Raw genomic sequence first — 18,630 nt, 5'->3', positions numbered from 1 at the left:
CGTTGGATTTTGACGCAGCGCCGGCCGCGAGTTGAATTATCGGCGGCCGGCAGCCAAGCTTTGCTAACAAGCCTTATTCGGCCGGCATCGTCACCGGTCGCGCCGCCAGGTGGCCCGCCAGCACCACGCCCAAACCAATGATCGGGAATGCCGCCGCGACCACGCCGAGGTCGGCCGGTGCGCCATAGCGCAGCACTGCGGCGCCGACCACCGCACCCAGTGCGACGCCGAGATAGAGTGCCGAAGCGTTCAGCGACAGCACGATGGGGGCGGCATCGGGCGCCAGCTTGATGATGCGGCTGGCCTGCGCCGGCGGGAATGCCCAGCCGACGATGCCCCACGGCACCATCATGGCCATCAGCGCCGGCCCGGCGATCTCGCGCGGCAGGAACATCGGGATCAGCGAAAACGTGACCAGCATGGCGGCACTCAGCGCCAGCGACCAGCAGACGGTGCGCGTCGCGCCGAAACGATCGGCGGCCTGGCCGCCGCCGATGTTGCCGATAACCGCGCCAACGCCGAAGGCGAGCAGCATTCCGGGAAGCGCGATCGGGTTCAGTCCGCCACCTTCGATGGCGAGCGGCGCGACAAAGGCAAAGACGGTGAAGGCGCCCATCAGCGCCAGGATCGTCGTCACCAGGATAGGCATGACGCCGGGGCGAAGTGCCGCTGCCAGCCGCATGCGGAGCGGCAGCCTGGTGCCGACGATGCCGCGCGGCAGCCGGTACCACAGGATCGCGCCGGCGAGCGCGCCAAGGCCGGCAATGGCAAAGAACGTGCCGCGCCATCCGGCAACCGTCGCAACAAGCGCGCCAAGCGGCGCGCCGACCGCGACCGCCACGGTGGTGCCGCCGACGACCACGGCAATGGCGCGGGCGCGATGATGGTCGTCGACAAGCGCAACGGCCGTTCCCTGTGCGGTCGCCGCGAACAGGCCAGACGATAGCGCCATGACGATGCGCGCGATCAACAGCAATTCGAAGGAGGAGCTCAGCGCCGCGGCGACGTTGCCCAACACGAAGAACACCAGCGTCCACAGGATGACGCGGCGCCGGTCCCATTCGCCGGTCAGCGTTGCCAGGATCGGCGTGCCGATCGCATAGGCGAGCGCAAACGCGGTGATCAGCGTGCCGGCGAGCGGAACGGAGATGGCGGCATCCTTTGCAATGTCGGGCAAAAGGCTGGAGATGACGAAACCTTCGGTCGAAATCGTGAACGATCCGAGCGCAAGCCAGATGAGGCGCTTATCCATGGCAATTTCCTTAGTTCAAAGGTTATTGAACAATTGGACATAACAGGGCATGATGTCAATAAAGCCGCTGCAAAATAGCCGAACCATCCTGACAGCCCGGTGTCAGGACGGGGCGACGGGGCGAAACTATGTGTCCATCAGCCACGAGAGGAGATGCGTTGAAATCGGCCCCGAATGTGCTTAATTCCTGGGCATGACCTTGCCCCATCCCACCGCCGACCAGATCAGCCTGCCGAACGTGCTTGCCGTGCTGGGCGACCCGACGCGGTTGGCCATCGTGCGCTATCTCGCGAGCAAGGAGGGGGTGCCGCTGAATTGCAGCCGGTTCCTAGACCTCTGCTCGAAGACCAATCTGAGCTACCATTTGGCCAAGCTGCGCGAGGCCGGCGTTACCCGCACCGAGGCGGTTGGCACCAGTCGATTGATCACGCTGCGCCGTGACGATCTCGACCGCCGCTTCCCGGGCCTGCTCGACAGCGTCATTGCCGCGGCCGGCGACGACGCATCGTTGCCGGCGGTCGGCGGCCACGAGATCGAAGTCCGCGCCTGAACGACCCGAAGTTGCGTTCCGCTCTCGCCCGCTTCGCGAGACGAGCAAAGTAGCTTCACCTGCCCTCCAGCCATTCCAATTAACGGAGCCTCCCATGCGCATTGCCGTCCTCGCCGACATCCACGGCAATGTCCTGGCGCTCGAAGCCGTGCTCGACGATCTGCGGCGACGCGGCGGCGCCGACCTCATCGTCAATCTCGGCGATTGCGTTTCCGGCCCGCTCTGGCCGCGCGAAACCATGGAGCGGCTCGAAGCGCTCGAGCTGCCGACGGTGCGCGGCAACCACGACCGCCGCGTTGCCCGCGACACCGCCGACGAGACCATGTGGCCGTCCGACCGCTACGCGCACGAACGCCTGACGGCAGGCCAACGCGAGGCGCTGTTCGCTCTGCCGCTCACGCTGGAGGTCACGCCCGGCATACTCGCCTTCCACGCCCGGCCCGACCACGACGAAAAATACCTGACTGACGCAATAGTCGACGGCCGGCTGGTGCGCGCGCCGCTGGCCGCAATCGAACGGCGCCTCGGCCCGATCGATCCCACCTGCCGCATCATGCTTTGCGGCCATAGCCATCGTAGCGAGTTGGTCCGCATCCCCGGCGGTCCGGTCATCTTCAACCCGGGCAGCATCGGCTGCCCGGCCTATGACGATTCGACCCCACCGGCGCATGTGTCCGAGCAAGGCTCGCCGCACGCCCGCTACGGCCTCGTCGACTTGCACCCCGATCGCTTCGAGGCCATTGCTGTCGACTATGACCACGAGGCGGCTGCGCGTCAGGCCGAGCAGGCGGGACGGCCCGAATGGGCTCACGCGCTGCGCACCGGCTTCATGCCGGGCTGAGCTTGCTCATCCCAGGCTGAACGGATGACCGCCTTCGAGCGCCAGAAGCCGCGACCGGTCCAATCTTCAGTGGTCGGACGCGGATCGCTTCGATCGCTTGGCAGGACGTCGGGTGCTGGCCGCCGCCGAAGTCTTGGGCGTCGAAGTCTTGGGCGATGAAGCCTTTGGCCGTGACGGCTTTGGCGCCAGTTGCGTTGGGTTGAAAGTCTGTGCAGGAACCGATTCGGAACCAGCCCGAATGTCGGCGTCGCGCACCTGCTGGCCAAAGTTCAGGCCGGTCAGCTCTTCAATCTCGGCCACCGTCGAAAGAAACTCCGATACCCTGGCAATTTCAAGCGGGTCATCGAATGCCTCGGCACGCTCGCCGAACGCTTCGGGCATCACTTCCAAAACCGGCTTCTGGTCCGCCAGCAGCGCGATGGCGCGCAGGCCAGCTTGATCGGACCACAGCGCGATCTTCCAGAACTTCAGCGGAACATGGCTGTTGAAGCGGTAAGGAGGATCGTCCTCGTGGAACACTGGCCCGGCAAACACCGTGACACGGCCTCGCGTCGTATAGGCGTTGCGCAGCACATAGGTTTCCACCGCGCGCCATCTCAGCTTCCCCTTGGAGCCGGGATGGTTAAGCGAGCTTCCCTGATTGAAGAAGCCGACTTGCGGCGCTGCATTGGTATAAAAGAACGTGTCGCGTTCTGCCGCGACCGCCTCTTGATCCACCCCCCATGCAGGGTCGCCGCGAAGCGTAATATGGCCCTTCTGGAACATTCGAGCTATTCGTTCCTTGGATTTTGCGACGGGAAATCCAGGCACATTCTGGCTCGAATAGAATTCCTGGGTCATCTGCTCGCCAAGGTCGATGCGGCGATCGGGCCGGAAAGCATCGCTGGCTTCCGAACCGGAAATCGACTCCACCCCCAATTCGACAAGCGACGGGTTGTCGATGATCGTCTTGTCCTCACGATTGACCGCCTTGGTGCGGGATCCATCGATATTGCAGGCGGTGACGAAGGCAAGCCTGCGATCGGCGTTCATCAAGATCGAAAAATGATGGTAGCGCAATTCGTGTGGGTCCTCGCCCGGTTTGGCAAGAAGGTTTTTGGCCAACCGGAAGGGTGAATTGGCAACCGTCGGCATTGGCAGGACAAAGCCCGGTATGAAGCCGGGCTCATACCCTCCACGATCGTCGAAGTCCTCTGTTTTCCAACCCGCTGCCTCGGCGATGGCTACCTTCGCGGGTTCGCTTGCCGGCCCTTTGCCGTCGTTTCGTCTTGCATCGCCTCCGTCGCCGTCGATCAACGGCGCCCGGACATTTATCTCGACGGGAAAAGTCCAGGTGACCGAGCCATCGGCATTGTGTCTCGTCGCCGGCGGATTGCCGTCCGGTTCCGGTCGCTGCACCGGCTTGTCCAGCACATCTTCGCGAATGTCGGCGTTCAGCCGAACTGTCTCGTCCATCATGCGCGGCGTGCCGGCCCAAATCGCCAGAGCTTCCGAAACTGCCGATGCCGAGGAGCCCGGCAGCTTGGACTTTCTAGTGCTGAGATCGTCAACGATGGCGCTGATCCGTATGCCTTCGTTGATTTCGCGCGTAAGCGCATAGCCACCTATGCCCGTCACCTCGTGGAACGGGCCGGCCCAATGGTGCAGGGCGATAGGCTCCCATTCATTGTTGAAGACCGGGGATCCGGACGAACCCTGTTCGGTATCGGCGACATAGTGCAGCACTTGCACCGTTTCATCGCGGGCCACCAGCCGGTTTTCACGCAGCACCAGTTCCTTGAAGCGGCCATCGGGATGCTGAACGATGTTGGCGATTTCGCCAAGCATATGCTTGTCGCGCGCATCCGACAGCGAGATAAAACCGAACTCCCCCAATTCCTTTGGACCGGAACGCCGCTCGCCGACCCCGATCAGCGTATAGTCCAGACCCTCTATGCTATCGGTCACGAAACAGGATTCAGGATCGAACAGGAACGTCGTCGGCGTACGCACGGCATTCGCACCGTCCTGCTCATAATCGAACTGGACCTGGAAGCGCCGGGAATCCGCCGGCGACGAAATCACATGGTTGTTTGTGAGGAACAGCCTTGGCCCGACCAGGAAACCCGATCCTTGTGGATTGCCGTTGAGAAAGGCAACGCGGCCGACCGCATCGGCCACACGGCGCCCACGCTCCAGAAATGCGACCCCGATGAAATCGAGTGTTGGGCCGAGAATTGCTTCCGGCCCTGGCTGCTTGGCGGCCTTTCTCTCCCCGGCAGACCTCATGTCGATCGCTGCCGATATCATCTCCGCTTCGGTGCGGCTGAGCGACGCCTTTACCTGCAACCTGTCGAGCCGCCTGGAGAGGGTCTGTTCGGCGGCCAGCGGATTGCCGTTGGCGATGTGACCAAGTGAAGCCTCAATTTCGGCGCGCGTTTTCTTGATACGCTGGCGAACTATGTTTTCCACCTGCGCAAATATTTCAAGGTCGACCATTTTGCCCTCCTCAACCTTACTTGAGAGAGTGCATATTTACATGAAATGTGCAATATTTTGCCGGCTGTTAGTTCACGGAAGTGGCCTGGCCGCGATTCAACACGCGGCCCCTTTTCGGGCTTACACAGCGCCGCCTCGTCGCCTATAAAAACCGGCTGGCGTGCAATGGCGCTTTCGTGCCTGGCCGCGCCTTCGGCAATTGAACCTACCGCCCATGGCAGATGATTAGGCGCACTGTAACACTCCCGACGACGCTGCTTGCGATGGTTGCCGCTCCGCTGATGCTGGCGGAGCTGCCGGCCAACGGCCAGGAGCCGGAGCCCATCATCTCGATTGTGACGGGTCTCGCGCCGGATGACCTCCTCAACGTGCGCGCCACGGCATCGGCCATGGGCAAGATTGAGGCACGGCTGCCGAGTGGTTCGAGCGTGAAAAATCTCGGCTGCGGCGACGTCAGTGGCTACAAGTGGTGCAAGGTTGAAGACATCGACGACCCGAAGTTGAGCGGATGGGCTCCGGCGCGCTACCTCGACCCCATCAATCCTCAGCAAGTGACACCCCAGGTGGCGGCCAGTGCGGAGAACCCTGCCTCTCAACCGCTGCCCGATCTGACAACGCGCCTGGGCGCAACCGGCGCTCCCGAAACCCCGCTGAACTCCGCTGACGCAATCGGCAGGGTGGCGATCGAGGATGCTTACCGCCTGGCCCTGGCCGGTGGAAACCCCGCGACTGGACAGGTTGATGGATCGCCGCGCGCGGCAATGGGTCCCGTCCAGAATTTCGGCGCGGCCAACGCGGCGCCTCCGGCCGACGCACAGACCGTTGCGCGGCTGCAGCCGCCGGGGACACCGGTTCCAGGTGCCGGCAACGCCATCCCGTGCGCGCGCTATCTCGGCCAGCCGATGACCAGCTGCAAGGCAGGCGTCGCGCGCACCGGCGACAAGATCGACGTCACCGTGACCTGGCCCGACGGCGGCACGCGCATCATCAGCTTCAAGGCCGGCAAGCCGGCCGGTTCCAACGGACCCGGCGAATTCCGCTTCACCCGCGAGGGCAGCCTGAACATTATCCGCGTCGGCGTTTCCGAGCGTTTCGAGATTCCCGACGCCATGGCGTTGGGAGGTTAGATAGATTCGAGACGCCGGCGGGACAGCGCCCCCCTCTGTCCTGCCGGACATCTCCCCCACAAGCGGGGAGATTGGCTGTTTCGCTGACAGCGCCTCTTTTTCGAGGTTGGCGATTGGCGAAATCAAAGGTGAAGGCCGATCTCCCCCCGTGTGGGGGAGATGTCCAGCAGGACAGAGGGGGGCGCGACGGAACGAGACGCTTGTTTGCTCAGGCAGCCCCGCACAAAGCCGCATTTTCGGGGTTACATCCGGCAAAACTCTTCCCTATAAGGCCCTCCTAGCCTGATACCAGAATCGCGAGCACAACCGGCCGGGTCATCCCGTCCGGCTTTTTGTGCAAGCCGCCCGCCGAACGGACCTCGACATGCCAAGACGCACCGACATCAAGTCGATCCTGATCATCGGGGCCGGCCCCATCGTCATCGGCCAGGCCTGCGAGTTCGACTATTCCGGCACCCAGGCCTGCAAGGCGCTGAAGGAAGAGGGTTTTCGCGTCATCCTTGTCAATTCCAATCCGGCCACCATCATGACCGACCCGGAACTGGCCGATGCCACGTACATCGAGCCGATCACGCCCGAAGTGGTGGCCAAGATCATCGCCAAGGAGCGGCCCGATGCGCTGCTGCCGACCATGGGCGGCCAGACCGCGCTCAACACCGCTTTGTCGCTGCGCCGCATGGGCGTGCTCGACCGCTATCAGGTCGAGATGATCGGCGCCGACGCCACCGCAATCGACAAGGCCGAGGACCGCGCGCTGTTTCGCGAGGCGATGAACAAGATCGGCCTGGAAACGCCGAAGTCGATGCTGGCCAACGCCACCGACGTCAAGAATGCCGACCGCAAGACGCACGAGGCCGAGCGCGCCGCGCTGAAGGCCGAGAAGCCGGAAAATCTCGATGCCGCGCTCGATGCGCTGGAAACGCGCTGGAACCTCGGCGAAGGCGACCGCAAGCAGCGCTATATCAACCACGGCATGGCCATCGCCGCGCAGGCGCTCGATCATGTCGGCCTGCCCGCCATTATCCGCCCGTCCTTCACCATGGGCGGCACCGGCGGCGGCATCGCCTACAACCGCGCCGAATTCTACGAGATCGTCCAGTCCGGCCTCGACGCCTCGCCGACCACCGAAGTGCTGATCGAGGAGAGCGTGCTCGGCTGGAAGGAGTATGAGATGGAGGTCGTCCGCGACAAGGCGGACAATTGCATCATCATCTGCTCGATCGAGAACATCGACCCCATGGGCGTGCATACGGGAGACTCGATCACCGTCGCCCCGGCGCTGACGCTGACCGACAAGGAATACCAGATGATGCGCAACGCCTCGATCGCGGTGCTGCGCGAGATTGGCGTCGAGACCGGCGGCTCCAACGTGCAGTTTGCCGTGAATCCTGCCGATGGAAGACTCGTGGTGATCGAGATGAACCCGCGCGTCTCGCGCTCGTCCGCGCTCGCCTCCAAGGCGACCGGTTTTCCGATCGCCAAGATCGCCGCCAAGCTCGCCGTCGGCTACACGCTGGACGAGCTGGAGAACGACATCACCGGCGGCGCGACGCCGGCCTCGTTCGAGCCGAGCATCGACTATGTCGTGACCAAGATCCCGCGCTTCGCCTTCGAGAAATTTCCCGGCGCCGAGCCGGTGCTGACCACCTCGATGAAGTCGGTCGGCGAGGTCATGGCCATCGGCCGCACCTTCCAGGAATCTCTACAGAAGGCGCTACGCGGGCTGGAGACCGGCCTGACCGGTCTGGACGAGATCGAGATCCCCGGCATCGGCCACGGGAACGCGCCCGCCAATCACGCCGACGACCGCAACGCTATCCGCGCCGCCTTGGGCACGCCAACGCCCGACCGGCTGCGCATGGTGGCGCAGGCGATCCGCATGGGCACGTCGCTGGAAGACGTGCACGCAATGTGCAAGATCGACCCGTGGTTCCTCGAACAGATCGCCGGCATCCTCGCCATGGAGGATCGCATCCGCGAGCACGGCATCCCGCAGGACGCCGCCAATCTGCGCATGCTGAAGGCAATGGGTTTCTCCGACGCCCGCCTCGCGTCGCTGGTCAGGAAAGACGTCGAAGAGATCCAGAAGATTCGCGACAAGCTCGACGTTCATCCCGTCTACAAGCGCATCGACACCTGCGCCGCCGAGTTCGCCTCGCCCACCGCCTACATGTACTCGACCTATGAAGTCCCGTTCGCAGGCAGCCTTGCCAATGAGGCGCAGGTCTCCTCGCGTAAAAAGGTCGTCATCCTCGGCGGCGGCCCCAACCGCATCGGCCAGGGCATCGAGTTCGACTATTGCTGCTGCCATGCCGCCTTTGCGCTGCGCGACGCCGGCTTCGAGGCGATCATGGTCAACTGCAACCCCGAGACCGTCTCGACCGATTACGACACCTCCGACCGGCTCTATTTCGAGCCGCTGACGCCGGAGGACGTGCTGGAGATCCTGCGTGCCGAGCAGGCGTCGGGCGAGCTGGTCGGCGTCATCGTCCAGTTCGGTGGCCAGACGCCGCTGAAGCTGGCGGATGCGCTGGAGAAGGCCGGCATCCCGATCCTCGGCACTTCGCCTGACATGATCGATCTCGCCGAAGACCGCGACCGCTTCCAGAAGCTTTTGCACAAGCTCGGCCTCAGCCAGCCGAAGAACGGCATCGCCTATTCGGTCGAGCAGGCCCGCCTCGTCGCCGGCGAACTCGGCTTCCCGCTGGTGGTGCGCCCGTCCTATGTGCTCGGCGGCCGTGCCATGCAGATCATCCACGACGAAAGCATGCTGCAATCCTACCTGCTCGACACCGTGCCCGGCCTGGTGCCGGAGGACATCAAGCAGAAATACCCCAACGACAAGACCGGCCAGATCAACACGCTGCTCGGCAAGAACCCGCTTTTGTTCGACACCTATCTCTCAGGCGCCATCGAGGTCGACGTCGATTGCCTCTGCGACGGCAGGTCGACCTACGTCTCCGGCATATTGGAGCATATCGAGGAGGCCGGCATCCATTCGGGCGACTCAGCCTGCTCGCTGCCGGTGCACTCGCTGCCCTCGGAGCTGGTCGACGAGCTCGAGCGCCAGACGGCCGCCCTTGCCCGCGCGCTCAATGTCGGCGGCCTGATGAACGTGCAATATGCGATCAAGGACGGCACCGTCTACGTGCTGGAGGTCAACCCGCGCGCCTCGCGCACCGTGCCCTTTGTCGCCAAGACCATCGGCCGTCCCATTGCAAAGATTGCCGCCCGCATCATGGCTGGCGAGAGCTTGGAAGACGCCTTCGCCCATTACGGCGCCATGCCGGACCCGCGCAATCCCGGCCATATCGCCGTCAAGGAAGCGGTGTTCCCCTTCGCCCGCTTCCCCGGCGTCGACATCTTGCTCGGCCCGGAAATGCGCTCGACCGGCGAGGTCATGGGCCTCGACCGCGACTTCGCGCTCGCCTTCGCCAAGAGCCAGCTAGGCGCCGGCGTCGACCTACCGCGCTCCGGCACGCTGTTCGTCTCGGTGCGCGATGAGGACAAGAAAGGTATCCTGCCGGCGGTCAAGCGCCTCGCCGGCCAGGGCTTCAAGGTGCTCGCCACCTCCGGCACCGCTCGCTTCCTCGCCGAAAACGGCGTCGCGGCGGAGAAAATCAACAAGGTGCTGGAAGGCCGCCCGCACATCGAAGACGCCATCCGCAACCGCCAGGTGCAAATCGTCTTCAACACCACGGACGGCCAGAAGGCGGTCTCGGACTCGAAGTCGCTGCGCCGGGCGACGCTGATGCAGAAAGTGCCGTATTACACGACGCTGTCGGGTGCGGCGGCCGTGGCGGAGGCGATTGCGGCGCTGAGGGCGGGGAGTTTAGAGGTTCGGCCGCTGCAGGAGTATTTTGGGTGAGGCTTCGGGACCACTCTCGATACCTTGTGGTGTAACATCCAATAAATGCTGCTGCCCTAACTAGAGGGCAGTTGGCCCAAATCGCTTACTGCGGCCGCGCCGGGTCATCGTCGCGTTGTCCAGTGATGACCCACAACTTGTCTGGCAGCAGTCGTTGCGCCTCAGCCAGAAAGCCGCTCGGTATACCTGAGAGGTGAAGCGGAAAGTTACCTTATGACCGCTTCGCTTCCAATCATCATCTTTGGTGCCGCCCCATGGTATCCGATTGTTGCCAGTCTTCTGGCTGAATTGTGCGAGTGAACGCAGGCAGTTCACTACAGCCAGGTCGTCTGAGTTGACCGTCACGCTGAACCGATATGCTGAATGCATATGACCCTCAGCTCTCGCCAATGGCGACATCGGTCAGTTCGTGCAACAATTCTTCGACTATACCGCTGGCGGCATTGCAGGCCTCGATCTCTCGTTCGCCCTCGGTGTAAAGCTTCGAGCGCGGGGGCGGGATCGTCACCTCAACGGCAGCCGTTCCCGTTTCCGTGGCTACGCTCATCCGATACGTCCAGTTTTTCAGCTTTTCGAGCTTGAGGCTCATGTCTTTAATTCTCCGCTAGTCTAGGCACTAGCCGACGTCTTGATGTCAAGTTCGACCGGATCGTCATCGTCGTCGTAAATTTGAGAAACGTTCATTGCGAACGTCTTGAACCAGCGAACTCGCTGAGCCGCCGGCCAGCCCAGCTCCGTGGGCGGTATTTTCTTCAACAGTTCAATCAAAAGCGGATCGAGATCAAGCCTTACGCCACCGCCGTCGCCGTCACTACCACCGCCGTTGCCCCCCCTTTCGCTGTGCGGCAGAGGCGGAGGCGTAAGACCGGCTACGGTTGCCGGCATAACGAGCCGGTTCTTGCCGTGCTCGAAAAAGCCCGCCTGATCAGCTGACTTCTCAAATCGCTGCCGCGCTCGATCCTTGACCTTCTCCGAGACCCCCATTGCGACCATCTCGCGCTCTAAGGCTGCCGCCTGAGCAGGCAGGACACCGGTCTTGTATTTGTCGAATATGGCTTTGAACAACGGGACGTTCATGAATGCTTGCGCCCTCGAAGCCCGCGCCTGATTGGGATCGACAATTGCAGCGCCAAGGTCGGTCAGCTGGTGCTTTCCCCCCTCCGATGCGATCAAGCCGAATAGCTTTGCCGCCGACAACTGCAATCTGAATCCGCTGCTTTTGACGCTCTGCTTGCTCCACGCGGCGAGCTGGGCATCGTCACACTCTCCAAGGCCAGCGTTGCCATGGATGGCAGTTGCCAGCTCTATCGCCGAGTCGAGATCGTCATAAGGAAAGGCAATCGTCGAGCGTTGCCTGGTTTGTACATCATCGGCCTTCGCTGCCTCGGACACGGATATGGTCTCGCCACTCATAAGGCTACCTCCATTCGCGCCGCTGGATTGCGGCCTACCCTTAACTTATGCGCGCGACGAACAGGAGTCAACTTGTTTTGCGCGAAATGGATAAGCTTGTTGACGCTGTCCATTTCTCGCAATAGATTGGTCAAGGCAAGAAGGAATCACCATGACAACAGTTTGAGCCCCAATGCGGCAGCCGACGCTCAGGGGCGAGGATGAAGGAAGGGCCGGCACACCCTGACCCCGCGAAGGAAAGGTGACCGGCCCTGCAATAGGCTACTTAGCTCTCCCCGTTCGTCTAACGGTAGGACGCCCTTCCTTACAAGTATGGCAATCCAGGTCCGAATCCTGGCCGGGGAACCAAGAATCGATAAGGCCGATCTGCGCGAACAGTCGGCCCGGATCAATTCGCAGGGGTTGGCCCCTGCGTCATGACGGCTCCGCTTTATATAGGATTCCCGGTCTTTCCGCCAGAGGCGGACGCGAAGTCAATCCCATAAACCACAAACGTTGGATTGGCCCCATGGATATTCTGCTCAAGGCAAGTTGCCGCCATGGTCGGAACGCCAATTCCGTAGCCCGCCTCAGTTGAGAAACCCAATAAACCGTCCAGCGAAAAGCACCGACGTCCACAGCACCAGCGACAGCACCGCCAGGATGGTGACAGTCCCGCCGGCCGGCTCGTCACCGCCTTTTGCGCGGCGCATAAACGCTAGGAAGTTGGCGCCGGCGAGGAGGATGAGTGTCATCTTGACGAGGAAAATGGGCATCGCCGCATACTCGCTCGCCCTGACGGAAAAGAGCAGCGACCCCGTGACAAGCGCACCGGCGAACGCGGTAAATGCGGTGCGGCGCAGCAGCGCGATGAACGCCGCCCGAGGCAACGAGCGGAAGGCGCCCAAGATCCGGAGGTCCATGAGCGAAACGCTGGTCAGCAGCGCGCCGATCGACATGATGTGGAGCGCGTTGACTATGGGGTAGGCGACGAAAGAGGCCTTCAGTCCCCGCACCAAGGCGAGTTGCTCGATACCGGCGAGGATCTCGTTCAAGCCGGCGGCACGCGGTCGGGATAGACGTCATACGTCTTGCCGTTGACGATGACGCGGGACGCTTTCATGCGCTTCTCGGTCTCGTCGAGCGAGCGGTGGCCGATCGCGGTCACCTCGTCGCCGACCTTGGCGACATCCTCGGTAAAGCCGGCGGCAATGGTGCGGGACGGCGGCGCCATCTCCACCCGCCAGACCTCGCCGTCGGCGTCGACGTCCAGCGTGGCGTGCGGATTGCCGATATAGATGGCCGTGATCCTGCCCTTGAGTTCGAAGAACCCGTCCTGCGTCCACGACCAGCCATGATGGGCATAGGCCGCGGTGGCGGCGGCAAGCATCACCGCCGCTGCCAGCGTGACGCCTCCGGTTGAAGGTGACAGCATCGCTCGTCTCCTCGGTTCCGGCATTAGAGGGTAGGTCAGCGCGTGGCAGCGTCAAATCACATGAGGGCCTTTTGGGTCGCTGCGCTCCACAGCCACGGTAACGGCATGGATCCTAGGGTCTGCGCTCCGCTTCGCGTTCGCTCCGCCCTAGGATGACGAAGCGAGGGGAGTTTCCAGCCAATCTCCAACGTCCGCGATTAGCCTTATGCCACTGTATCTTCGTCATCCTAGGGCGGAGCAGGAGCGAAGCGACGTCGCGGAGACCCTAGGATCCATGCCGTTACCTTCGAGCGTCGCAGCCTCTGCTGAACATCGCCGCACTTACCGAGGCGCCTGCCCGATCCTTCACCCCGCCCAGTCCACCTCGACCATCCCCAGCCGCTGATAAAGCCGCATCGCAGCCGCGTTCTCGACCGTATTGGTCTTGAGATCGACATGCGCCGCACCCCTCGCACGAAACACCGCGAAGGCGTGCCGCATCAGCGCTTCGGCGATGCCCTTGCCGCGTGCCTCGGGGTGGACGGCAAGGTCCTTGACGAAAGCCCGCGTCCAGCAGAGCGCGGCGCCCGCCAGCCGGCCCTTGCCGTCGATGACCAGGAAACACAAAGCCGGGTCGAATTCCGCGTCGCCGGAAATGCGCGGCCACCATTGGTCGAACGGCCCGTCGGCGCCGTCGTCGAACACCGCGGTCAAAAGCGCATGCAGTGCAAGCGCATCGGCGGCTTCGAAGCCGCGCATGAAAAAACCTTCTGGCCAGCGCGGCGCCAGAAGCGTGTCGTCGAGGATCTTGCGCAGGCGGATGTCGTTTGGCGCCGGCGGGCGCGGCTCAGGCATCGGGCTGCATGCGGCGGCGCAGGCTGTCGCTGCCGAGGCCGGTTTCGCCCAGCATCCCCCTGCGCTTGGCATCGTAATAATAGCCGCTCTGGTAGAGCCGGTCGGCGCGCTTGGGGTTGCCGCCGGAGACCAGCCAGGCGCCGCGCAGATATTTCACTGCGTATTTCAAATTGGTCTCGGCGTCGAACAGGCCGCTGGCCGGCCCGTCATAGCCCATGCCGCGCGCCGTCGCGTGCTTGATCTGCATCAGCCCCCAATGCCCGCGATTATAGGCTTTCGGGTTGAAAGTGCTCTCGCGGTTGACGACGCTGCGCACCAGATCGACCGGCACCTGGTAAAGCGCGGAATATTTCTCGATCAGCCGCTCGATCTCGCTGCGGCCGCCGGCATTCGACTGGCCCTCCGCCGGGTCGGTCGCGGCCAGAGCGGCAGGGTTCTGTGACACCGCGTAGGAAACCGACTGAACGCCGGGCATGGCGGCGGCCTGTTCGGCGACCGGCATGGCGACAGCGGGCGTCGCGGAAACAGGCTGGGCATTGGCGGTCATGACGGCGGGGGTAGTTGCCGCCAGCGGCGTCGGCCCGGCAAAGGCGGCGTCCGGCTCGACCGGCAGTGCTGCCACCTGGGCGACGCCGGATGGTTCCGGTAGCACCGAAACCGTGTCGGGCAGCGCCAGCGCAAAGCCGGCATCGGTGTTGGCCGCATTTTCGGTGAAGGCCGGCGCCGGGGTCGCCGGCGAAGTCGAGGTGCAACCGCTGAGAGCGGCGACGGCCAACACCGCCGCAAGGACGGGAAAGAGGAATTTTGCTGGCAAGCGGCGCTCGGGTCCGGTTCGTCGGGTGTTAAGAAGTCCTTACACCAGCATCTTTCCCCCTGCAATCCGCGGTAGAAGGTGGTTTTCGGGTGGCGAGCCGAGCCGGGAAATGCGATATTGTTCTGGATTTGTACTTCAAAAGATTTCGGAAAGGAACACGCCATGGACGCCTCTCATGCCACCGCCGGCCACGCGGTCTTCGAAACCGTGCTCGGCTTCATGGGCATCGCCTGGAGCGATGCCGGGCTGACCCGGCTCTGCCTGCCGCAGCGCAACCGCGACGCGGTAGAGCGCCGGCTGCTGCGCCATGCGGCAACCGTCGAGCAACCCGTGAAGCCCGAGCCGCAATGGGTTGCCGAGCTGATCGCGTCGATCAAGGCCTACGCCGCCGGCGAGGACATCGATTTCTCCGGCGTGCCGGTCGATCTCAGCGGCGTCGACGAGTTCCGCCTGGCGATCTATGACGCCGCGCGAAAACTCGCCTTCGGCGAAACCACCACCTATGGCGAACTGGCCAAGCGCGCCGGCCATGCCGGGCTGGCGCGTGAGACAGGCGCCGCACTCGGCGCCAACCCGGTGCCGCTGGTCATTCCCTGTCACCGCATCCTTGCCGCCGGTGGCAAGATCGGCGGCTTTTCCGCCCCCGGCGGCTCGGCCACCAAGGAAAAGATGCTGGCAATGGAAGGCGTGCACGTCGGCGCGCCGCCGCCGGCGCAGGTGTCGTTCGGGTTTTAGGGTATGTCGATGTTCAGGTGAGGCCGATATCCCGGCACGTCATCCTAATCCGGAAGCAGGCGCCGGCGGAAGCGGCGGTCGATCTCCACCCGCTTGCATTTGTAGACGGTGCAGGAATTCGTATCGGCACTCGGCACCGAGGCCCGCGCCCTGACCTCGCCGATGTCGCAGAATTGCTGGCTCCGCACGTAGCGGTCGTAGAGCGCCAGCCCCGGCACGCGCGCCGATCTGTAACGCAGGATGACCGCACCCTCGCGCGCGATCGTCGCCTGCACCTTGCCGCAGCTCATGCGCGTCGGATCGTAACGCGACACCGCCTGCGCCTCGGCGGCCACCAGCGTCAGGCAGGCGGCAAGCAGAACGATTTTCATGGCCCCTCTCCCCAAAACCTGGTCGTGCCCGAAGCCGGCGCGATCTCCCGCGTCAGGCGCGCAACGACGACGCTCTCACGCGATTGGGGCGGCCGTTGGGCAGCGTTGCCGCCGCGCCATTTTCCGCCCCGTCTTGTTTTTCGCGCGAAAGCATATTATATGCGGTCCATTGATATTTCGGCCGATCGATCCGGGCCTCGCGATGTTCGCGTTTGCTGACGTTCTATCTCCAAAATCTCGATACAAGCCGGCTGGGTTTCGGTCCAGTCAAACTAAAGCAAACGTAAAGGACTATCGAAATGGCAACAGGTACGGTCAAGTGGTTTAATTCCACCAAGGGTTTCGGCTTCATTCAGCCTGACAGCGGCGGCGCGGACGTTTTCGTCCACATCTCCGCAGTTGAGCGCGCTGGACTGTCGACCCTGGTCGAAGGCCAGAAGATCAACTTCGAGATCGAGCAGGACCGCCGCACTGGCAAGTCGTCCGCTGGATCTCTGAGCAAGGCAGCCTGATTTTGCGAATGGCGCGCGCCGGGCGATAGCCCGGGGCGCGCGGCAAGTCACGGATGTACTGACAGTCGCGCGAGAAGCGCGCCGGAGCGACAGACCCCGACAAGCCGAAGCAGCAGATTGCTGCCGGCCCGGCCAAAACGCTCCCGATCAGGCTACCAAGCATGGGAAGGCGGGATTTTGTCCCGCCTTTTTGCTGTCTGGATTTAGACCGACGATTGGCGAAACCGCAGATACAACGTCCTTCTCCCCGTCTCTATAGGGGGAGAGGGGGAGAAGTGCCCGGCAGGGCGATGAGGGGCAGCGCGACGTATCAAGACTGCCCTTCGCCAAGCCAAGCACGATATCACAACAAAGGCTGGCGCTGCCCCTCATCTGGCTGCCGCCATCTTCTCCCCGTGTAGAGACGGGGAGAAGGACGCCCTCGCCGAAGTTTTCGCCAATCACCGGCGTTGCTGGCGCACCTCGTCCAATACCAACACACTTTGCCCTGGAACCCCGATCATGTATTTTCTGCCCATGACCAAGCTCGAAGAGATCAAAAAATCCATTGTCGAACTGAGTTGGGAAGAACTGAAGGCATTCACCGTCTGGTTTGAGGCATTACAGGGCGATTTGTGGGACCAACAGATCGAGGCCGACGCAAAAGCCGGCAGGCTCGATAAGCTTGCAGAGCAAGCTTTAGCTGAGATTCGAGCCGGCCGGATCCGCCCGCTCTAAATCACACCACCACATCACACAGCCCGAATAAGCACCACCGGCCAAGGGCCGCTAGCGCGACCGGGCGTCGCGCCTGTTGGCGCGCCCGTCCGGAGCGAGCCGCGAAGCGGCGACAAGCGTGAGGACAGAATTAAGGCAGCCACTCCAGCGGCACATGCCCCGGGTCGGCCTCGACCCTTTTCAGCCAGGCGGCCACCGCCGGATAGGCGTCGAGCTGAAACCCGCCCGTCTCGGCCGTATGCGTATAGGCATAGAGCGCGATGTCGGCGACGCTGAGCGCATTGCCGGCGAAGAAGCTGCTCCCGGCCAGGTGCTTGTCCATGACGCCGAGCGCCTTGTTGCCGCGCTCCAGCGTCACCGCCAGCCGATCGGGTGTCGCGTCTTTCGCGCGTTCTGGAAAGGTCAGCAGCGCCCTGCGCACGGCGATATAAGGCTCGTGGCTGTATTGCTCGAAGAACAGCCACTGATAGGCCAGCGCGCGTTCATATTTGTCCGCCGGCAGAAACCGCGTGCCTTCGGCGAGATAGAGCAGGATGGCATTGGATTCGGCCAGCCGGCGGCCGTCGTCGAGTTCGAGCAGCGGCACCATGGCGTTCGGGTTTTTCGCGACATAGTCGGGCTTGCGCGTGTCGCCGGTATGCGAGCTGACTTCGACATTGGTGAAAGCGATGCCGAGCTTGGCCATCAACAGGCGCGGCTTGTAGCAATTGCCGCTGTCGATCATTCCATAGAGTATCATCGGTGCTCCCCTTGCTCGCAACCACCCGACTCAAGGCTTGATCCAGCCTCTATCGCGGCAGCGGCGGCTTCATCCAGTGATTTGTTTTGGCGTAACCATCAGCGCCGCTGATGCATTCATCCGAACAAGGGGATGACGTTGCTATCCCTGCCGAGCAGCCTGTCGATCGACAACGGCTCCTCGTCGAACAGCGTGCCGGCCAGCGCCGGCCGGGCGAGGTAAAAACCCTGCAGCAGGTCGACGCCGCCATCCAGCGCGACGCGCAGATGCGTTGCGTTCTCGACGCCTTCGACCAGCACCTTGGCGCCGCGGTCGTGCAGCGTCGAAACCAGCGGCCGGAAAAACCGCTCGGCGGCGGCATGGCGGCAGAATTCGGCGAACCAGGTGCCGTCGATCTTGACGATGTCGGGCTGCACGAGGGCGACCCTTTCTTCCGTCGAATGCCCGGTGCCGAAATCGTCGATGGCGATGCGGACGCCGTCGCGCCGCATCTCACGCGCCAGGCTGACAAGCACCTTGTCGCCGGCCGCCTGCTCGGTGATCTCGCAGACCAGCATGCCGGGATGCAGGCCGAAATCCGTCAGATGCCTGGTCATCAGCCTGATTTCGGCCAGCGCCCGTGCGGGGTCATCGTTGATCAGCGGATTGTAGTTGAAGAACAGGTCGAGCTCGTCGACGCCGATGTTGCGGAAGTTGCGCAAATGCAGCACCCGGCACATGGTTTCGACAAACAGCCGATCCGCTGCCGGCACGCCTTCGAAGAAGATTTGCGGCGCCATCGGCCTGCCTGCACGATGCGGCTCGATCAGTCCCTCGACCGCAACGGCGGCGAGAAACCTGCCGCGCGGCGCGAAGACCGGCTGGTAGGCGCTCCTCAGCCGGAATGCGCCGTAGACGCCATATTCGATGCCGACCTCGTCGGCAAAGATCGCCTCGCCGACCCTACGCCGCATGTCGGCTTGCCC

At 63.2% G+C, this 18,630-nt stretch carries 18 protein-coding genes and 1 tRNA gene; 8 read left to right on the top strand and 11 right to left on the bottom strand.

Annotation, left to right across the window (positions count from 1 at the left end; translation table 11 throughout):
- Positions 1-73 precede the first annotated feature (73 nt).
- Positions 74-1,252, bottom strand: a complete 1,179-nt coding sequence (locus RQ479_RS31225) for an MFS transporter (RefSeq protein ID WP_376703562.1) — start codon at positions 1,250-1,252, stop codon at positions 74-76.
- Positions 1,253-1,445: 193 nt separating this feature from the next.
- Here RQ479_RS31225 and RQ479_RS31220 point away from each other — a divergent pair, with 193 nt between their 5' ends.
- Complete coding sequence (locus RQ479_RS31220; protein WP_023719360.1) at positions 1,446-1,802, top strand: helix-turn-helix transcriptional regulator; 357 nt, start codon at positions 1,446-1,448, stop codon at positions 1,800-1,802.
- Between the two features lie 94 nt (positions 1,803-1,896).
- The gene (locus tag RQ479_RS31215) at positions 1,897-2,643 is read left to right on the top strand and encodes a metallophosphoesterase family protein (protein ID WP_376703561.1); all 747 of its coding nucleotides are present in this window, start codon (positions 1,897-1,899) and stop codon (positions 2,641-2,643) included.
- A gap of 66 nt (positions 2,644-2,709) precedes the next feature.
- Here RQ479_RS31215 and RQ479_RS31210 read toward each other — a convergent pair whose 3' ends face one another.
- Positions 2,710-5,121: a DNA/RNA non-specific endonuclease gene (locus RQ479_RS31210; RefSeq protein ID WP_376703560.1), complete on the bottom strand. Its 2,412-nt coding sequence runs from the start codon at positions 5,119-5,121 to the stop codon at positions 2,710-2,712.
- Between the two features lie 263 nt (positions 5,122-5,384).
- Between RQ479_RS31210 and RQ479_RS31205 the strand changes: the two genes are divergently transcribed.
- Complete coding sequence (locus RQ479_RS31205) at positions 5,385-6,248, top strand: SH3 domain-containing protein (protein WP_376703559.1); 864 nt, start codon at positions 5,385-5,387, stop codon at positions 6,246-6,248.
- A gap of 364 nt (positions 6,249-6,612) precedes the next feature.
- A complete protein-coding gene (carB, locus tag RQ479_RS31200) occupies positions 6,613-10,116 on the top strand; it encodes a carbamoyl-phosphate synthase large subunit (protein WP_376703558.1) in 3,504 nt (1,167 codons plus the stop codon).
- 376 nt (positions 10,117-10,492) lie between these two features.
- On the opposite strand, the gene RQ479_RS31195 is transcribed toward carB, so the two are convergent.
- Both RQ479_RS31195 and RQ479_RS31190 read right to left on the bottom strand, forming a co-directional pair.
- Positions 10,493-10,705, bottom strand: a complete 213-nt coding sequence (locus tag RQ479_RS31195; RefSeq protein ID WP_376703557.1) for a hypothetical protein — start codon at positions 10,703-10,705, stop codon at positions 10,493-10,495.
- A 20-nt stretch (positions 10,706-10,725) separates the two neighbouring features.
- Complete coding sequence (locus RQ479_RS31190) at positions 10,726-11,529, bottom strand: hypothetical protein (protein ID WP_376703556.1); 804 nt, start codon at positions 11,527-11,529, stop codon at positions 10,726-10,728.
- A gap of 272 nt (positions 11,530-11,801) precedes the next feature.
- Here RQ479_RS31190 and RQ479_RS31185 point away from each other — a divergent pair.
- Positions 11,802-11,877 (top strand) — tRNA-Val (locus RQ479_RS31185).
- 221 nt (positions 11,878-12,098) lie between these two features.
- Here the strand turns inward: RQ479_RS31185 and RQ479_RS31180 are convergent.
- The 4 genes from RQ479_RS31180 to RQ479_RS31165 form a co-directional block, all read right to left on the bottom strand.
- Positions 12,099-12,563 carry a DUF6644 family protein gene (locus RQ479_RS31180; protein WP_376703555.1) on the bottom strand — a complete coding sequence of 155 codons (465 nt, stop codon included), beginning with the start codon at positions 12,561-12,563 and terminating at the stop codon, positions 12,099-12,101.
- The gene (locus tag RQ479_RS31175; RefSeq protein ID WP_376703554.1) at positions 12,560-12,943 is read right to left on the bottom strand and encodes a DUF6152 family protein; all 384 of its coding nucleotides are present in this window, start codon (positions 12,941-12,943) and stop codon (positions 12,560-12,562) included. Before RQ479_RS31175 ends, RQ479_RS31180 begins: the two co-directional genes overlap by 4 nt.
- A gap of 345 nt (positions 12,944-13,288) precedes the next feature.
- Positions 13,289-13,777 (bottom strand): GNAT family N-acetyltransferase, encoded by a 489-nt coding sequence (locus RQ479_RS31170; RefSeq protein WP_376703553.1) that lies wholly within the window; start codon positions 13,775-13,777, stop codon positions 13,289-13,291.
- On the bottom strand, positions 13,770-14,591 hold the full coding sequence (locus RQ479_RS31165; RefSeq protein WP_376703552.1) for a transglycosylase SLT domain-containing protein: 822 nt from the start codon (positions 14,589-14,591) through the stop codon (positions 13,770-13,772). The genes RQ479_RS31170 and RQ479_RS31165 overlap by 8 nt, the downstream gene beginning before the upstream one ends.
- A gap of 162 nt (positions 14,592-14,753) precedes the next feature.
- Here RQ479_RS31165 and RQ479_RS31160 point away from each other — a divergent pair, with 162 nt between their 5' ends.
- Positions 14,754-15,326, top strand: a complete 573-nt coding sequence (locus tag RQ479_RS31160; protein WP_376703551.1) for a methylated-DNA--[protein]-cysteine S-methyltransferase — start codon at positions 14,754-14,756, stop codon at positions 15,324-15,326.
- 44 nt (positions 15,327-15,370) lie between these two features.
- On the opposite strand, the gene RQ479_RS31155 is transcribed toward RQ479_RS31160, so the two are convergent.
- The gene (locus RQ479_RS31155) at positions 15,371-15,697 is read right to left on the bottom strand and encodes a hypothetical protein (protein WP_023719370.1); all 327 of its coding nucleotides are present in this window, start codon (positions 15,695-15,697) and stop codon (positions 15,371-15,373) included.
- Positions 15,698-15,996: 299 nt separating this feature from the next.
- Here RQ479_RS31155 and RQ479_RS31150 point away from each other — a divergent pair, with 299 nt between their 5' ends.
- Together RQ479_RS31150 and RQ479_RS31145 are read left to right on the top strand one after the other, a co-directional pair.
- The gene (locus tag RQ479_RS31150; protein WP_023678332.1) at positions 15,997-16,209 is read left to right on the top strand and encodes a cold-shock protein; all 213 of its coding nucleotides are present in this window, start codon (positions 15,997-15,999) and stop codon (positions 16,207-16,209) included.
- A 501-nt stretch (positions 16,210-16,710) separates the two neighbouring features.
- The gene (locus RQ479_RS31145) at positions 16,711-16,926 is read left to right on the top strand and encodes a hypothetical protein (protein WP_292661819.1); all 216 of its coding nucleotides are present in this window, start codon (positions 16,711-16,713) and stop codon (positions 16,924-16,926) included.
- A gap of 130 nt (positions 16,927-17,056) precedes the next feature.
- Here RQ479_RS31145 and RQ479_RS31140 read toward each other — a convergent pair whose 3' ends face one another.
- Together RQ479_RS31140 and RQ479_RS31135 are read right to left on the bottom strand one after the other, a co-directional pair.
- Positions 17,057-17,665 (bottom strand): glutathione S-transferase family protein, encoded by a 609-nt coding sequence (locus tag RQ479_RS31140; RefSeq protein WP_376703550.1) that lies wholly within the window; start codon positions 17,663-17,665, stop codon positions 17,057-17,059.
- 116 nt (positions 17,666-17,781) lie between these two features.
- Complete coding sequence (locus tag RQ479_RS31135; RefSeq protein ID WP_376703549.1) at positions 17,782-18,618, bottom strand: EAL domain-containing protein; 837 nt, start codon at positions 18,616-18,618, stop codon at positions 17,782-17,784.
- Positions 18,619-18,630 lie beyond the last annotated feature (12 nt).

The sequence above is a fragment of the Mesorhizobium sp. ISC25 genome, from assembly GCF_042295465.1.
Taxonomy (GTDB): Bacteria; Pseudomonadota; Alphaproteobacteria; order Rhizobiales; family Rhizobiaceae; genus Mesorhizobium.
This window is presented reverse-complemented; position numbering and strand designations above follow the sequence as displayed.

Coding starts and splice junctions, on each gene's coding strand:
- RQ479_RS31225 (WP_376703562.1), bottom strand. CDS start 1,252: ATGGATAAGCGCCTCATCTGGCTTGCGCTCGGATCGTTCACGATTTCG.
- RQ479_RS31220 (WP_023719360.1), top strand. CDS start 1,446: ATGACCTTGCCCCATCCCACCGCCGACCAGATCAGCCTGCCGAACGTG.
- RQ479_RS31215 (WP_376703561.1), top strand. CDS start 1,897: ATGCGCATTGCCGTCCTCGCCGACATCCACGGCAATGTCCTGGCGCTC.
- RQ479_RS31210 (WP_376703560.1), bottom strand. CDS start 5,121: ATGGTCGACCTTGAAATATTTGCGCAGGTGGAAAACATAGTTCGCCAG.
- RQ479_RS31205 (WP_376703559.1), top strand. CDS start 5,385: ATGGTTGCCGCTCCGCTGATGCTGGCGGAGCTGCCGGCCAACGGCCAG.
- carB (WP_376703558.1), top strand. CDS start 6,613: ATGCCAAGACGCACCGACATCAAGTCGATCCTGATCATCGGGGCCGGC.
- RQ479_RS31195 (WP_376703557.1), bottom strand. CDS start 10,705: ATGAGCCTCAAGCTCGAAAAGCTGAAAAACTGGACGTATCGGATGAGC.
- RQ479_RS31190 (WP_376703556.1), bottom strand. CDS start 11,529: ATGAGTGGCGAGACCATATCCGTGTCCGAGGCAGCGAAGGCCGATGAT.
- RQ479_RS31175 (WP_376703554.1), bottom strand. CDS start 12,943: ATGCTGTCACCTTCAACCGGAGGCGTCACGCTGGCAGCGGCGGTGATG.
- RQ479_RS31170 (WP_376703553.1), bottom strand. CDS start 13,777: ATGCCTGAGCCGCGCCCGCCGGCGCCAAACGACATCCGCCTGCGCAAG.
- RQ479_RS31160 (WP_376703551.1), top strand. CDS start 14,754: ATGGACGCCTCTCATGCCACCGCCGGCCACGCGGTCTTCGAAACCGTG.
- RQ479_RS31155 (WP_023719370.1), bottom strand. CDS start 15,697: ATGAAAATCGTTCTGCTTGCCGCCTGCCTGACGCTGGTGGCCGCCGAG.
- RQ479_RS31150 (WP_023678332.1), top strand. CDS start 15,997: ATGGCAACAGGTACGGTCAAGTGGTTTAATTCCACCAAGGGTTTCGGC.
- RQ479_RS31145 (WP_292661819.1), top strand. CDS start 16,711: ATGTATTTTCTGCCCATGACCAAGCTCGAAGAGATCAAAAAATCCATT.
- RQ479_RS31140 (WP_376703550.1), bottom strand. CDS start 17,665: ATGATACTCTATGGAATGATCGACAGCGGCAATTGCTACAAGCCGCGC.
- RQ479_RS31135 (WP_376703549.1), bottom strand. CDS start 18,618: ATGCGGCGTAGGGTCGGCGAGGCGATCTTTGCCGACGAGGTCGGCATC.